Source organism: Spiroplasma sp. Moj, from assembly GCF_016082285.1.
Classification (GTDB): Bacteria; Bacillota_I; Bacilli_A; order Mycoplasmatales; family Mycoplasmataceae; genus Spiroplasma; species Spiroplasma phoeniceum.
In genome coordinates this window covers 1-13873 of record NZ_MQTY02000016.1, presented here as the reverse complement: position 1 = coordinate 13873, position 13873 = coordinate 1, and the positions used below count along the sequence as shown (strand labels likewise).

Annotated in this window: 17 protein-coding genes; 16 read left to right on the top strand and 1 reads right to left on the bottom strand. The window is 28.6% G+C overall.

The genetic code is table 4. The features are described from left to right. Nucleotides 1-45 precede the first annotated feature (45 nt). Nucleotides 46-615 carry a hypothetical protein gene (locus BST80_RS01550; protein WP_415745653.1) on the bottom strand — a complete coding sequence of 190 codons (570 nt, stop codon included), beginning with the start codon at nucleotides 613-615 and terminating at the stop codon, nucleotides 46-48. 125 nt (nucleotides 616-740) lie between these two features. Here BST80_RS01550 and upp point away from each other — a divergent pair, with 125 nt between their 5' ends. The 16 genes from upp to BST80_RS01470 all read left to right on the top strand — a co-directional run bounded on the left by upp (nucleotide 741) and on the right by BST80_RS01470 (nucleotide 13761). Beyond that, nucleotides 741-1364 (top strand): uracil phosphoribosyltransferase, encoded by a 624-nt coding sequence (gene upp / locus BST80_RS01545; RefSeq protein ID WP_415745652.1) that lies wholly within the window; start codon nucleotides 741-743, stop codon nucleotides 1362-1364. Then, nucleotides 1333-1791 carry an MG406 family protein gene (locus tag BST80_RS01540; RefSeq protein ID WP_415745654.1) on the top strand — a complete coding sequence of 153 codons (459 nt, stop codon included), beginning with the start codon at nucleotides 1333-1335 and terminating at the stop codon, nucleotides 1789-1791. Before upp ends, BST80_RS01540 begins: the two co-directional genes overlap by 32 nt. Then, nucleotides 1778-2596 carry a F0F1 ATP synthase subunit A gene (locus BST80_RS01535; RefSeq protein WP_415745651.1) on the top strand — a complete coding sequence of 273 codons (819 nt, stop codon included), beginning with the start codon at nucleotides 1778-1780 and terminating at the stop codon, nucleotides 2594-2596. The genes BST80_RS01540 and BST80_RS01535 overlap by 14 nt, the downstream gene beginning before the upstream one ends. A gap of 52 nt (nucleotides 2597-2648) precedes the next feature. Beyond that, a complete protein-coding gene (gene atpE / locus BST80_RS01530; protein WP_004028354.1) occupies nucleotides 2649-2951 on the top strand; it encodes an ATP synthase F0 subunit C in 303 nt (100 codons plus the stop codon). 41 nt (nucleotides 2952-2992) lie between these two features. Beyond that, a complete protein-coding gene (gene atpF / locus BST80_RS01525) occupies nucleotides 2993-3523 on the top strand; it encodes a F0F1 ATP synthase subunit B (RefSeq protein WP_415745650.1) in 531 nt (176 codons plus the stop codon). Nucleotides 3524-3529: 6 nt separating this feature from the next. After that, nucleotides 3530-4075: a F0F1 ATP synthase subunit delta gene (locus BST80_RS01520; RefSeq protein WP_348735607.1), complete on the top strand. Its 546-nt coding sequence runs from the start codon at nucleotides 3530-3532 to the stop codon at nucleotides 4073-4075. 16 nt (nucleotides 4076-4091) lie between these two features. Further along, complete coding sequence (gene atpA, locus BST80_RS01515; protein ID WP_415745649.1) at nucleotides 4092-5663, top strand: F0F1 ATP synthase subunit alpha; 1572 nt, start codon at nucleotides 4092-4094, stop codon at nucleotides 5661-5663. Between the two features lie 16 nt (nucleotides 5664-5679). Next, nucleotides 5680-6537 (top strand): ATP synthase F1 subunit gamma, encoded by an 858-nt coding sequence (gene atpG, locus BST80_RS01510; RefSeq protein ID WP_415745648.1) that lies wholly within the window; start codon nucleotides 5680-5682, stop codon nucleotides 6535-6537. Between the two features lie 14 nt (nucleotides 6538-6551). Continuing rightward, complete coding sequence (gene atpD, locus BST80_RS01505; RefSeq protein ID WP_415745647.1) at nucleotides 6552-7949, top strand: F0F1 ATP synthase subunit beta; 1398 nt, start codon at nucleotides 6552-6554, stop codon at nucleotides 7947-7949. A 1-nt stretch (nucleotide 7950) separates the two neighbouring features. Beyond that, nucleotides 7951-8214 carry a FoF1 ATP synthase subunit delta/epsilon gene (locus BST80_RS01500; protein WP_004028348.1) on the top strand — a complete coding sequence of 88 codons (264 nt, stop codon included), beginning with the start codon at nucleotides 7951-7953 and terminating at the stop codon, nucleotides 8212-8214. 143 nt (nucleotides 8215-8357) lie between these two features. Further along, on the top strand, nucleotides 8358-9188 hold the full coding sequence (locus BST80_RS01495) for a Cof-type HAD-IIB family hydrolase (protein ID WP_415745646.1): 831 nt from the start codon (nucleotides 8358-8360) through the stop codon (nucleotides 9186-9188). Nucleotides 9189-9202: 14 nt separating this feature from the next. Continuing rightward, on the top strand, nucleotides 9203-10054 hold the full coding sequence (locus tag BST80_RS01490) for an HAD-IIB family hydrolase (RefSeq protein ID WP_415745645.1): 852 nt from the start codon (nucleotides 9203-9205) through the stop codon (nucleotides 10052-10054). An 86-nt stretch (nucleotides 10055-10140) separates the two neighbouring features. Next, nucleotides 10141-10437 carry a preprotein translocase subunit SecG gene (secG, locus tag BST80_RS01485; protein WP_400248652.1) on the top strand — a complete coding sequence of 99 codons (297 nt, stop codon included), beginning with the start codon at nucleotides 10141-10143 and terminating at the stop codon, nucleotides 10435-10437. Nucleotides 10438-10514: 77 nt separating this feature from the next. Next, entirely contained in the window at nucleotides 10515-12632 is a 2118-nt protein-coding gene (rnr, locus tag BST80_RS01480) for a ribonuclease R (protein ID WP_415745644.1), read from the top strand. Between the two features lie 15 nt (nucleotides 12633-12647). Further along, nucleotides 12648-13079, top strand: a complete 432-nt coding sequence (gene smpB, locus BST80_RS01475; RefSeq protein WP_415745643.1) for an SsrA-binding protein SmpB — start codon at nucleotides 12648-12650, stop codon at nucleotides 13077-13079. 373 nt (nucleotides 13080-13452) lie between these two features. After that, the gene (locus BST80_RS01470; protein ID WP_400248649.1) at nucleotides 13453-13761 is read left to right on the top strand and encodes a hypothetical protein; all 309 of its coding nucleotides are present in this window, start codon (nucleotides 13453-13455) and stop codon (nucleotides 13759-13761) included. Nucleotides 13762-13873 lie beyond the last annotated feature (112 nt).

The window sequence follows — 13873 nt, the reverse complement described above, 5'->3', positions numbered from 1 at the left end:
CAGTCATATTTGGTGTCAGAATTTTAATATCATGTTGTAGATGACCTAATTCATGCATTTCATAACGTTTATAAATCCTAATTTTCTTGTTTTTATTTTAGGATAAAAATTATTAAATTCTTTATTTCATTTCATTAAAGTTTTAATGTTATGTTTAATTACTTCATTTTTATATGTGAAAAATCCAGCTAAAGTTAAATTATAAAATTCATAAATTCCAGTTCCATATTCTTGGCGATATTTTTTCATCATTTTTGCAACAGCAATTTTGTAAGTTTTTGAATAATGGTTATTAATTTTAATTGGTCTCGTTGGTTTTTTAGCTAAAACCAGAAAATTTAATTTTTCTTTAAGACAAAGTTGAATCTTTTTAGCTCAATTATAAAAAGTTTGTTTTGACTTATAAAATAATTTAATTAAGCTATTTAGTGAATTTTCATATAAATAGTATTTCTGACATAAATTAAAATAATTAATGACATTTTGATAAATATAATTTATTTCTTTTGTAAGTTTTTGTTGTAAATATCATTTTTTTATTTTTCGTTGTAATGAATATAATTCATTTTCAGTTGGAATGCTTGTTACCATATACTTTTTCATTTTAATCTCCATTCTAATTTAAAGACTAAATCAGTGGTCTAAAATGTATATGGTTTTCACAAAAAAATACCAAATTAATAGTTGACAGTGGTTATCAAGGAATACAAAAAATTCACAATAATGTNNNAANNNNATTAATGTCATTTACTGTAATAAAACACCCGTTAATTTTGGATAAATTAACAAGAATGCGCAAAAAAGAGAGTAATTCAAAGGTCTTTAAAGAAAATTTAGATGAAATTGCGCAATTAATGGCGTATGAAATATTTCGAAATATTGAATTAAATGAATTTGAAATTGAAACACCAGTAGCAAAAACAAAGGGATATAAAATTGCAAATGATATTGTTTTATTTCCAATTTTAAGAGCAGGCTTGGGGATGGTCGATGGAATTACTAATTTAGTCCCAAACGCTAAAATTGGACATATTGGATTATACCGAGATGAAAAAACCTTAGAACCACATGAATATTTTGCCAAAAAACCAGAAAATATTAATAAAGCAAATGTTTTAGTTTTAGATCCAATGTTAGCGACAGGGGGCAGTGCTAATGTGGCAATTCAAAAAGTTAAAGAATGAGGAGCAACTAATATTAAATTAGTATGTTTGGTAGCTGCACCTGAAGGAAAAAAATGTATTGAAGAGCATCATCCAGATGTTGATATTTATGTTGCTGCATTAGACCAACGTTTAGATGAACATGGTTATATTATTCCTGGTCTAGGTGATGCTGGAGACCGTATTTTTGGAACTAAATAAAAAAAATAAATTAAATTGAAAAAATCATTTTAAAGGTATAAAATATAAACTGTCAATAATAAGTTTAATAATGTTTTTGGGAATACTAATAGTATTGACGATGATATATTTGACATTAAAACGAGATTGAACTTTATACACAGGATTAGTTTTGGGGTATTTGTTTTCTCTTATAGGTTTCTTAATCATTTGTTTTTCTGGATGATTGTTAAGTATAAGTTTAAATAAGTACTTTTTTATCTTATTGTACCTAGTTCGCTTAGTGATTTATGCTATACCTATAGTTATTTATGCTGAGAATACTAGTTTTTTTAGTATCTACACAATAATTGTTGGAATTAGTTTATGTCCATTTTCATCATTATTTGCAAATGTTAAATTTCCCATTCATCAACGCAGAAAGGAAAAGAAAAATGGCAATGAATAGTAACTTTGGTCAATTTCTTGCAATGGATTTAATCCCTGATTCAAATAAAAGTGGAATGGATGCATGAAGTTATACAATTTTATTACCGCAATTAGTAACGATAGTTATTACTACCTTTATTATTATGCTTTTATCAATAGATTATTATAAACGCTTAAAAAAACTTGGTCCAACCGATATTCCAACTGGTTTAGTACTTTTTGCTGAAATTACAATTAAGTGAGTTGAAAAACAAGTTGTTGATTTGATGGGACCAAAATATAAATTTTTAACAGTTTATGTTATATACTTATTATTGTATATTGGGATTGGAAATTTAATGAGTGTTGTTGGGTTCGAATCACTTGCAACAGCTTATACTGTTCCATTATCAATGGGATTGGTTACCTTTTTTGGAATATATTATTTTGGGATTAAATATCAAAAACTAGTATATTTTAAAAAGTTTTTTGTCAATCCATTAGAATTATTAACCCAATTTGTTCCTTTGATCTCAATTTCATTTCGTTTATTTGGAAACATTTTGGGAGGAACAGTTATTATTACCTTGTTTACAGTTTTAATGAGCTTTATTTGAGGACAGATTCCTTATATTGGGCCTGTTGATTTATTAGCTGGTGTATTTTTACCTTTTTTAAGTATTTATTTTGATGTTTTTGATGGTTTAATTCAAGCATATATTTTTGCAATTTTAACAATTGCCTATTGGGCAATGGAAATGAAAACAGAAACCAAAGATAAAAACGAAAAGATAATTAAGTTAAAAAAAGAACAAAAAATTAAAAATGTTAATTTAAATGGCTAAAAAAGGATTAAAATAAAATTATATATTTGTTAAGGAAGAGGAGAATTATAATATGATAAATTTTATGACAATAGATTTGCTATCGAATATGATGACAATATGATTTATGGCCGGAATTAATGATGGTTTTACAAAGGGAATGTCATTATTGGGTGCAGGATTAGCTGCCATTGGTTGTTGTGGTTCAGGAATTGGACAAGGGTATACTGGTGGAAAAGCTGTTGAAGCAATTGCTCGAAACCCAGAAGTTGAAAGTAAAGTTAGAACACAATATATTATTGCTGCTGCGATTACTGAATCAGGGTCAATTTATGCATTAGTTATTGCGATTATTTTAGCATTTGTTACTGGTTAATGAAAAGTAAAAAGTTGGAAAGAAAAAAGGCTTAAATGTCCATGACAATGTGATTAATGTCAAAACCAATTGAACCAGCAGAAATTATTAATCAATTATTTCCTAATCTATGGGTTTTTATTGCGCATGTTATTGCGACGATTATTTTATTAATTTTATTATCAAAATGAGTTTATAATCCATTTCGAAAAGCAATGCGGGCTCGTCGCGATAAAATTCGAGAATTAATTCAAGATGCTGCTGAAAAACAAGCAAAAGCAACAATTGATCAAAAAGAAGCATCGAAATTGTTAACAACAGCGAAGGTAGAAGCAAATAGTATTATTGTTGCGGCTCGAACTGAAGCAGAGGCAAAACGTCATCAAGTTTTAGAAACAGCAAAAGCTGAAGTTATGCAGTTAAATGAACAGGCCCATAAAGAAATTCAAAAAGAAAAAGAGCAATATTATGATGATATTCGAAAATCAATTATTAATGTTGCTTTTAATGCAGCTGAGCAATTATTAAGCAAAGAAATTAATAAAGAAAAAAATGAAAAATTGGTAGAAGAGTTTATCAAAGAATTAGAGTAGTAAGTTATGTTAGTTAGTGAAAAATTTATTGATAATTATGCAGCTGCTTTAATGGACTTGGCGCTTGAAACCAAAAAAATTGATCATTTTTTAGAAGTTAGTAATATAATCGTAGATTTATTTAAACAAGAACCAGATTATATTAAGTTAATGATGAATGCTGATATTGCAAAAGAAGAACGAAAGAACATTTTAGCAAAACCATTTCAAAAAGTTATTGATCCATTAATTTTAAATGCCCTTTTTTTATTAATTGATCGTGAAGCTTTTTGTTATGTTAGAAGAATTTTTAAAAGTTTAAGAAAATTAATAAATATTAGTTATGATGTTCAATATGGAAATATTTATTCAACCCAACCATTAACAAGAAAACAAATTACAACAATTGAAACAAAATTAAGTAAAAAATTTGGCTATCATATTGAGTTAGTTAACAAAATTGATCCATCTTTATTAGGCGGAGTTCGGATTAAAATTAAGCACGAAATTATTGATGGTTCAATTGCAGGACAATTAGAAACAATGCGACAAAAAGCAATATATAATAAATAGAAGATGGGGTGAAAAAGTGGCTTTAAATGTAAATGAGATTTCCGAAATAATTAAAAAACAGATTAAAGAATATGGTAAAAAAATTGAAATTCATGAAGAAGGAACTGTTGTGACAGTTGGTGATGGAATTGCTTTAATTGATGGTCTTGACAATGCAATGATGAGTGAATTGCTAATTTTTCCGAATGAAATTTATGGAATGGTATTAAACTTAGAAGAAGGCTCTGTTGGGGCCGTTTTAATGGGTGACGATACAACAATCCGTGAAGGTAATCAAGTTCGTCGATCAGGAAAAATTGTTGAAACGCCAGTTGGTGATGCGTTGTTAGGCCGTGTTGTTAATGCATTAGGACAACCAATTGATGGGAAAGGACCATTAAAAGCAACAAAAACACGTCCTGTGGAACGAATTGCACCTGGTGTTATGACTAGAAAATCAGTTGATGAACCAATGGAAACGGGAATTATGACAATTGATGCGATGATTCCCATTGGGAAAGGACAACGAGAATTAATTATAGGTGATCGCCAGACAGGAAAAACAGCAATCGGAATTGATACCATCTTAAATCAAAAAGGTAAAAATGTAAAATGTATTTATGTTGCAATTGGGCAAAAAGCATCAACTGTTGCACAAATTGTCGAAAAATTACGAGCTGCTGGTGCATTAGAATATACAACAGTTGTTTCAGCCACAGCAAGTGAATTAGCGCCATTACAATACTTAGCACCATATACTGGTGTTACTATTGGTGAAGAATGGATGGAATCTGGTGAAAATGTCATTATTATTTATGATGATCTTTCAAAACATGCTGTTGCTTATCGAACAATGGCACTATTATTACACCGTCCACCTGGTCGTGAAGCATATCCTGGTGATGTTTTTTATTTACATAGTCGGTTATTAGAACGCGCCGCGCGAGTAACAAAAGAATATGGAGGCGGAAGTATTACTGCTTTGCCAATTATTGAAACACAAGCGGGTGATATTTCAGCATATATTCCAACTAATGTTATTTCAATTACTGATGGGCAAATTTTCTTAAATAATGATCAGTTTAATGCTGGAATTCATCCTGCGGTTGATGCGGGATTATCGGTGTCACGAGTAGGGTCAACAGCACAAATTAAAGCAATGAAACAAGTTGCTGGTTCATTAAAATTAGAATTAGCACAATATCGTGAACTACAAGCCTTTGCTCAATTTGGTTCTGATTTGGATGATGCGACAAAAGAAGTATTAGAACATGGAAAACGAGTAATTGAAATTTTAAAACAAAAACAATATTCACCGCTTTCACAAATTGACCAAGCAATCATTTTATTAGCAGTTAAGAAAAAAAGAATTCGTTGAATTCCAGTTGATAAAATTCAAGAATTTAAAGAAGAAATAATTGAATATTTTAATACAAAAGCAAAAAAATACTATACTGAATTAGCAAAGGCCAAAGCCTATAGCGATACCTTAATGACTAATATTGATAATGAAATTATTAATGTTGTTAAAAAAATTACCAATAAAATTGCTGATTATAAACCAGAAATGTTTGGACAAATTGAAGAGTGGAAAAAATTAGGACAATAAAGGTTAAAAGGACAAAATGGCAGTCGGAACAGATTTAAAAAAACAAATTACTTCAATTACTTCAACATCTAAAATAACACAAGCAATGAAATTGGTAGCGACAGCAAAATTAAAAAAAGTTGGTAAACGAATTTCTAATTCAAAACCATATTTTGCTGAAGTTTATACTGTTTTTAATGATATCATTAGTAAAGCAGATGATTCAATTTATCAAAAAAAAGATGGCATAAAAGATAGTAAACGTACTTGTTGAATCATTGTTAATTCAAATTTAGGTTTATGTGGTGGTTATAATATTAATATTAATAAGTTGGTGTTACAACAATTACGAAAAAGTGATTGTATTATTGCAATTGGTTCTAAAGCAGAAACATTTTATGCCCATAAAGGTTATGAAATTATGCAAACAAGAAAAGATATTGATATTAATTTTTCTTATGATGATGCACGTGAGTTTGCACAAGAAATTTTATCTGGTTTTAATGGAAATACTTATGATGAAATTAAAATTGCTTATACAAAATTTATTAATAATGTAACTTTTGAACCAACAATTTTACAATTGTTACCAATTATTAAGGTAATACAACATGAAGAACCAAAACACATTAATGTTATTACCGAATTTGAACCAGATCCATCAACGATTTTAGAAAATGCGGTGCCAATGTATTTAAATACCATTTTATTTTCATCAATCGTTGAATCACAGGTTTCAGAACAAGCCTCACGGCGAGTAGCAATGGAAAATGCAACAGATAATGCAAATGCAATGTTAGAAAAATTATCGTTATTATATAACCGTAAGCGTCAAGCAGCAATTACACAGGAAATTACAGAAATTGTTGCTGGGGCTGGCGCGCAAGAAAATTAAGAGGTGGTTAAAAAATGGAAAAAAATGGAAAAGTAGTACAGGTGTTAGGACCTGTTGTTGATGTACGGTTTACGGAAGAATATTTGCCTGAATTATATAATGCTATTACGGTTAATAATAATGGTACAAAGTTAGTTTTAGAAGTTGTTCAACATATTGGTGATGACACCGTACGGGCAATTGCCTTAGGACCAACAGAAGGAATGGTTAGGGGAATGGATGTGATTGATACAAAAGCGCCAATTACAGTTCCGGTTGGTGAAGAGGTTTTAGGGCGTATATTTAATGTTCTTGGAGAAGCAATTGATGAAAAACCACAGCCAAAGACAAAGACAATGCGTCCAATTCACCGTGAAGCACCATCATATGAAGAACAACAAACAACAGCTGCAATTTTAAAAACAGGCATTAAAGTTGTTGATTTATTAGTTCCCTTTGCAAAGGGGGGAAAAATTGGTTTGTTTGGTGGTGCTGGAGTAGGAAAAACAGTACTAGTACAAGAGTTAATTAATAATGTGGCAAAAGCACATGGAGGAATTTCTGTCTTTGCTGGTGTTGGTGAACGAACACGAGAAGGTAATGATTTATATTATGAAATGATTGAAGCTGGTGTTATTGATAAAACAGCTTTGGTTTTTGGGCAAATGAATGAAACACCAGGAGCTCGTATGCGAATTGCTTTAACTGGATTAACAATTGCTGAATATTTCCGTGATGATAAAAACCAAGATGTTTTATTATTTATTGATAATATTTTCCGTTTTACCCAAGCTGGTTCTGAAGTATCAGCCTTATTAGGACGGATGCCATCAGCAGTTGGTTATCAACCGACATTAGCAACCGAAATGGGAGCATTACAAGAACGAATTACTTCAACAAAAAAAGGAAGTATTACTTCTGTCCAAGCAGTATATGTGCCAGCGGATGATTTAACTGATCCAGCTCCTGCAACAACATTTGCTCATTTAGACGCTAAGGTTGTCTTAGACCGTGAAATTGCAGCATTAGGAATTTATCCAGCAGTTGATCCATTAGGAAGTTCGTCTCGATTATTAGACCCATTAGTGGTTGGTGAAGAACATTATGAAGTAGCACGAGGAGTACAAGAAATCCTCCAAAAGTTTAAAGAATTACAATCAATTATCGCCATTTTAGGGATGGATGAATTATCAGATGAAGATAAATTAGTTGTTGCAAGAGCACGAAAAATTCGTAACTTTTTATCACAACCTTTTTTTGTAGCTGAAAAGTTTTCTGGAAAAACAGGGAAATATGTCCCTGTAGTAGAAACAATTCGTGCTTTTAGAGAAATCTTAGCAGGAAAATATGATGATGTACCAGAACAAGCATTCTTATATGTTGGAACAATTGATGAGGTTGTTAAAGCCGCCGAAGCTTTAAAACATAATTAAAATGGCGAATCAAATTAGTTTAAAAATTATTACACCACAGGGTGTCATTGTTAATCGCTTAGTTGATATTATAACAGTGAAAACAATTACGGGATATATGGGTATTTTGTATGGTCATATTCCTCTTGTTTCAACAATTGTTCCATCTGAAATGACATACAAAGTTAATAATAAAGAATATAAATTAAGTATTGCTGGTGGAATTTTGCAAGTTGAACAAGAATTTGTTAAAATTCTTGCTGATGAAGTTGAACCTATTAGTTAGATACGAAAATAGAAATCTCTTTTTTGAGATTTTTTGTTTTAATTTTCTTAATTATAAATATAAAATAAAACATGATAAAATGATAATGTCTGAGACTACTTATATGATAAACTAAGTAATATTAAAAGAAGGTAGGCAATGTAATGATAGTAAAAATGATCGTGTGTGATATTGATGGAACATTAGTAACTGATAAAGATAAAAAGATTCCAACTATAAATATTGAGGCTTTAAAAAAGGCTCAAGCAATGCGTATTTTAGTAACGATTGCTTCAGGACGGGTTTCTAGTAGTTTATCTGATTATGCAACAACATTAGGAATTCTTGACCATTGTCCGTATGTTATTGGTGCTAATGGTGGGGCTGTTTTAAATTTAAAAACAAAAGAATATGTCTATGATGAAATAATTTCATATCAAGATACATTATGAGCAATGAATATTGTTCGAGAATTTGGTCATGATTTTTATTTAGCACCACTTAATGAACAAGAAGCTTATGTTTCACAATCAGGCATTATTAAAGATGATCTTTTTTTATTTCGTAATACTGACATTAAAGCAATTGTTTTAGATTGAAATGAAATTCCGCAAATGCGTAAGGTTGTAATTTCTTGTCATGATGAACAAAAACAAAATTGGTTACGACAACAAATTGCGGTCAGTAAAACATTAAAGACAGAAGTTACGGGATATGGGTTTATTGAGATTATTCCTAAAAATGTTAATAAATGACAGGGAATTTTAAAATTAATTGAAGTACTTAAACATAAAGAAAATCACCATCTTGATTCAGATGAAATTATGTGTTTTGGTGATCAAATGAATGACTATGAGATGATTAAAAATTCAAAATATGGAATTGCATTAGCCAATGCTACACCGCAATTAAAAGAAGTTGCTTTTGCAGTAACTGCAAAAGATAATAATGCGGCAGGAATTGCTGATTATCTTTATAAGACAATATTAAAATAGAAGATGAGGTTGTCATGTTAAAAATTAATGGTAATCAAATTAAATTAATTGTTACTGATGTTGATGGTACATTGATTACTGATAAGCAAAAATTACCAACTCTTGTTCAAAATAAATTACTTGCATTGCAAGCAAAAGGGATTGCTGTATCAATTGCATCAGGACGAATGCCCCTTGGTTTTGATAATTACACAAGAGAATTAAAAATTAAGAATTATTGTCAATATGTTATTGGTGCTAATGGTGCTTTAGTGTATGATACTAAAAACAATAAGTCAATTTATAGTAATTTAATGCCAGTTTCGGATTTAGTTATTGTAATTGATATTTTAATAAAATATCAATGTGATTTTACAATTTCATATCAAGATGATGATAATTTATATTGTGCGGGTGAAAAATTATTAAAAATTAAATCAAAACCAGGTGCATTTTTAGATGGAATGAAGCAAGTAAAACCATTCTGCTTTGATGATATTAGAATAGCCAATAAAATTGTTGCAAAGCATTCATCCAAAATAATGTTTCAAGAAATGCATACAGCTTTAAAACAATTTTTAAATATTAATGTTGAACCACTGTCTGAATATGGATGTGATATTGTACATGGTAATTCAAATAAAGGGCAAGCAATTTTACATTTAATTGATATTTTAAATCAAAGGCAAGGACGTGAAATTAAATTAGAGAATGTTTTATATTTTGGTGATAATTATAATGACCGTTCTGTGTTTGAAATTTTACCTTATGCAATTGCAATGGAACATAGTCCAACTCCGATTTTAAATTTAGCATACGATGTAGTTAGCAGCAATAATACCGGAGAAATTTATCATTATTTAAATAACCTTGAAAAAAATAATTAAAATTAATTTAAAATACAATAATTTTGGTAATTTTATAGTATTATTAATTAATAGGAACATAATTTAATTTAGAGAGGGATGTTTTAATGAACCTATCAAGTATGATGTTTTTAGCAATTGAACCACAAGTAGCCAATACAATTATTTATGTTTTTGAAATAATTGCTTTAATTGTATCAATTATTATGATTGTTATTGGTTTATTACAAAACAAAAAAGCACAAACAGGGTTAAGTGCTTTAAATGGTGGTAATGATGAATTATTTGCTAATAGTAAAGAACGTGGGTTAGATCGAACATTATCTATTTTTATGTTAGCATTTGGTTCAACATTATTAGTTATTACATTATTGATAAATTTATTAACAAAAGTTCTATTGTAATAATTAAATCTTTAAAAATATCATTAATTGAAAAGAGATTTAAAAATGTCTCTTTTTTCATTTAGGGGGAAAGGTATATGCACGATCGAATTGTAGCTATTTTAAAAAAACAAACAAAACCAATTGATACGATTGAATTAGCACAGTTATTAGATATTAATAAAATTAATGATAATAAAATGATGTTAAAAGTTTTGGTTGAATTAGAAAATGATAATATTATTGAGGTCACACAAAAACATCGGTTTTATTATTTTGATCCAAAAATTTATTTACGAGGAGTTATTAGCATTAATAAAAAAGGTTTTGGTTTTATTAAAATTAGTGAAAACCAAAAAGAATACTATGTTAAACAAGATGATTTAAATAATGCCTTAGACCAAGATCAAGTTTTGTTTATTTTAAAAAAACAAAAAAATATTAATAATTCTAAAAAAGCAGAAGCACAAGTAATTAAAGTTTTGAAGCGAAATAATGAATATGTAGTTGGAGTTATTAAAAAGAATCGTCATCAACAAAAATATTTAGAAATTTTAAATAATAAATTAACGCAATATCGTGCTAAAATTATTAATTTAGCTGATGCAATTGAAAATACAATTGTAAAGGGAATCATTACAAATATTAATAGTAAAAACAATTTAATGCAAGTTAAAATCATTGAGATCATTGGTAATACTAATCAAGTCGGTGTTGATGTCTTGGCTATTTTACATGAATTTAATATTCGTACTAAATTTAATGAAGAAACATTAAATGAAGCCAATCAAATTAAACAAGATGTTGATGTTGCAAGAATGTTAGTAGATAAATCACGCCGTGATTTACAAGCAGAAATGTTTGTTACAATTGATGGGAATGATTCAAAAGATTTTGATGATGCTATTTTAGTTAAAAAAAATCAAAATGGTAATTATTTATTATTGGTTGCGATTGCTGATGTTGCACATTATGTTGCACAGAATAGTTATCTTGATAAAGAAGCTTTTGACCGAGGGTGTTCAGTTTATTTAATTGACCGGGTTGTTCCAATGTTACCAGAAAAATTAAGTAATGGGATTTGTTCGTTAAATCCTTTTGAACCACGATTAACATTAATTTGTGAAATGGAAATTAATAAGCAGGGACATGTTGTTAATTCTAGTATTTATGAAGCTGTCATTATTTCAAAAGCGCGATTAACTTATGATGAAGTTAATAAGTTATTCTGCCAAGAAAAAAATCAAATCTCAGGTGAAATTGCTCAAATGTTGCTTTTAGCGCAACAGTTATATCAAATTTTAGTTTTAAAAAAAGAACATGATGGGGTTGTTGATTTTGATTTAGATGAACCAAAGTTTATTGTTGATAAAAATGGTAAGATTAAAGATATTGTTGTGCGAGAGCGTGCTGATGCAGAAAAATTGATTGAGAGTTTTATGATTCGCGCTAATGAAACGGTAGCCGAAACAATTTATTGAATGGATTTGCCATTTGTTTATCGTGTGCATGATAAGCCAAAACCAAAAAAATTGTTTGATTTGTATACGCAATTATCTTATTTAGGTTTAAATATTAAAGGAAAGTTAGAAAATATTCATTCTAAAGATTTACAGCAAATTTTAAATAAGTTAAAGGATAAAGAAAATTTTAAAGTTATTTCAGCTTTAGTATTACGAAGTATGGAAAAAGCTAAATATAGTGCTATTAATGATGGCCATTTTGGACTGGCATCTTGATGTTATACGCACTTTACTTCACCAATTCGGCGTTATTCCGATTTAGTTGTTCATCGTTTATTAAAAGAATATTTATTTCAAGGAAAAGTTAAAATTACTGATTTAGAACAAACGCGTACTTTTGTTAGTCATGCTAGTCAACAGTCATCCCTTGCAGAATTACGGGCAATGGAATGTGAACGAGAAGTTGACAAAATGAAAGAAGCTGAATATATGGAAGATAAAATTGGCTATCAATATGATGGCATTATTGCTGGAATTACTTCGTTTGGAATTTTCGTTGAATTACCAAATACAATTGAAGGATTGGTTCATATTACTGATTTAAAAAATGACTATTACGTTTTTGATGAAAAAAGTTTAAAATTAATTGGAGAACGGAAACGAAAAAAATATTTTTTAGGAAAAAAAGTACGAATTAGAGTAAAGAAAGCAAGTAAAAAATTACGGCAAATTGATTTTGAACTAGTTGATTAAGGAGGTGTGATATTAATGTTGACAATTACAGTTAATAAAAAAGCACGGTATAATTATGAAATTATTGAAACCTATGAAGTTGGTATTGTTTTGACAGGCAGTGAGATTAAGTCAATTCGTAATAATGATGTATTAATTAATGAGGCCTTTGTTATTATTCGAAAAAATGAGGTCTTTGTTATCAATATGATAATTGCTCAATATAAATTTTCAACATCATATGTACCAGATGCTGATCGGACTAGAAAATTACTTTTGCATAAAAAAGAAATTAAAAAAATTTTGCAACGAATTAAATTAGAACGTTTAACATTAGTACCATTAAAGTTATATCTTAAAAATAATTATGCTAAATTAGAAATTGCTTTAGTTCGTGGGAAGAAGAATTATGATAAACGAGAAACAATTAAGCAACGCGATAATGAGCGTTTACGTCGGAAATATTAATTTTTAAAAAGTAGAAGGTAAAAAAAATTAATTGAGGTAGTAAATTCAATAATTAAAGAAAATGATAAAAATAATGATAGGTTTACTCAGTTTTCTATAATTATTGAAAATTTACTTCGAAAAATTCCAGATTTTAATCTCAAAAATTATGGGGCACAAAATAATAAATTTTCATTATTTTTAAAAAACAATTTTGAAGACAGTTATGATTTTAAAGAAAAGGGAGGAATTTTATATATAAAATTAAAACAAAAGAAGAAATAATTATAATAAATATGATTAATAATAAGGAAATATATTATTTTTTAGTTAATATATGAGTGTAAAACTGTTAGAAGTTATAATAAAAGTATAAATAAGAGAGGAAGTAGAAATGAATACGGGAGAAATAGTTACCGTTATTGTTGCTTCGTTATCATTCATAAGTACAATTATTTCTTCAATATTTACTTTTATTGCTAATAAAAATAATCAACTAAATGAAGTAAAAATTGATGAAATACATAAAAAGTTAATAGAAAATCATTCAAGAATAATGGAAATTCTAATAAACAAAACATCTTCCACAATTGACAATGCAATTAATGGTTTTATAAAATTATTTAAACAAAGTAATAAAGATCAATCATATGAAAGAATGGAAGGGGAAATAACAAACTCCAATGAACCTGATATTAGTTAAAATATNCNTTTAAAANAAAAAANTCNNANGAAAANAATAATAGACTTCTTGCATAACCTAGTTATTTTAAAATTCCTATAAAATATATTTAAAATAGAAATTATAGGAATCT